Origin of the sequence: Pseudomonas sp. yb_5, from assembly GCF_043103865.1 — a bacterium.
GTDB classification, from domain to species: domain Bacteria; phylum Pseudomonadota; class Gammaproteobacteria; order Pseudomonadales; family Pseudomonadaceae; genus Aquipseudomonas; species Aquipseudomonas putida_Y.
The window spans coordinates 1-1,662 of the sequence record NZ_JBICKE010000054.1; the positions used below are offsets into that span (position 1 = coordinate 1).

General features: G+C 61.0%; 1 pseudogene. It reads left to right on the forward strand.

The features are described from left to right. Positions 1–1,662: pseudogene (locus ACF8GF_RS07580) on the forward strand (type IV secretion protein Rhs); the annotation flags it as partial.

Below are 1,662 nucleotides of genomic sequence, written 5' to 3' on the forward strand. Positions count from 1 at the left end.
CGCGAGTTGGAAGTGCAGTACAACGCCGACCACCGCGTGGTCGCCAGCCGCGATTATGGCGGCGAGCGTTACGCCATCGAGCTTGACGAACACGGCAATATGGTTGGCCTGACCTTGCCGGACGGTAACCGCCTGCAATTCAAGTACGACGAATTCTCCCGACTGCTCGAAGAGACCGACCCGCTGGGGCGCAAGACCGTTTACGAGTATCACCACCTGACCACGCTGGTGACTCAGGTCAGCTACCCGGATGGCAGCACTTGGCGAGCGCGCTACGACGACAAGGGCAACCTGCTCGCCGAACTCGATGCCCTCGGCCAGGTGACCGAGTACCTGAACAGCGATGACGGCCTGCCGCACACCATCATCGATGCCACCTACAAGTCCAAGTACCTGTGGTGGAACACCCTGGCCAAGGTCGAGCGCTACCAGGACTGCTCGGGCAAGAGCACGTACTACCGCTATGACGAACGCCAGCACCTGGTCGCGGTAACAGACGCGCTGAACCAGACCACCACACTGGAGCGCAAGCCCGACGGCGAAGTGCTGCGCATCAACCACCCGGACGGCACCACGGAAAGCTTCACCTACAACGTCTACGGGCAGGTGCTCAGCCACACCGACGGCAAGGGCCAGACCACCCGCCTGATGCGCACGGCCCGTGGCCTGCCGAGCAGCCGCCAGGATGCCAAGGGACAGCGGGTTCGCTACGAGTACGACAAGGCCATTCGCCTGACCGCGCTGGTCAACGAGAACAACGCCACGTACAGCTTTGCCTACGACGCTTCGGACCGGCTGAGCGAAGAAGTGCGGGTGGATAACCTGACCCGGCGTTTCAGCTACGACGTCGGTGGCCATCTCACACGACTGGATGAGATTGGCTATGGCGAAAATGCCGAGCGGCCAGAGCGCCATACGCTCTTTGAGCGTGATGCCATTGGTCGCCTGATCGCCAAACTGAATAGCGACGCACAACAGCGATTCACCTATGACGACGGTGACCGTTTGCTGAGCATCGAGCGGCAACCGACCGGGATCGGCAAGCAGCTTGGGATCACAGAAGAGAAGCTGGAATACACCTACGATCTGCTCGGTCGGCTGACGAAAGAAATCACCCCTGACGGCACGCTCAGCTACGAGTACGACCCGCTCAGCAACCTGACCACGCTGATCCTGCCGGATGGGCGTAAGGTCAATCACCTGTATTACGGCAGTGGCCACCTGCACCAGCTGAACCTGGATGGTCAGGTGATCAGCGACATGGAGCGCGATGACCTGCACCGCGAGGTGTACCGCACGCAGGGCAAGCTCACCAGTTGCTTCGGTTATGACGCCATGGGGCGCAAGGCCTGGCAGTTTGCCTCGACCTTGCCGGCCGACAAGCTCTCGCAAGTGCATAACACCGGCATCAATACCTCGTTGCTGGTCGAGCACGCCTACAACCCGATCCACCGCCGTTATCAGTACGACCCAGCCGGTGAACTGGCGCGTACCCTCGACAAGCTACGCGACGAGATCAAGTACGAATACGAAGCCAACGGCCAGTTGCGCAGTCGTGATACCGGCTCGTTGATCGGCAGCGAGGAATTCCGCTACGACCCGGCAGCCAACCGCCTGGACTTCAATGCGCGGCAGTTCGACAAGGTCAAGGACAACCGGATC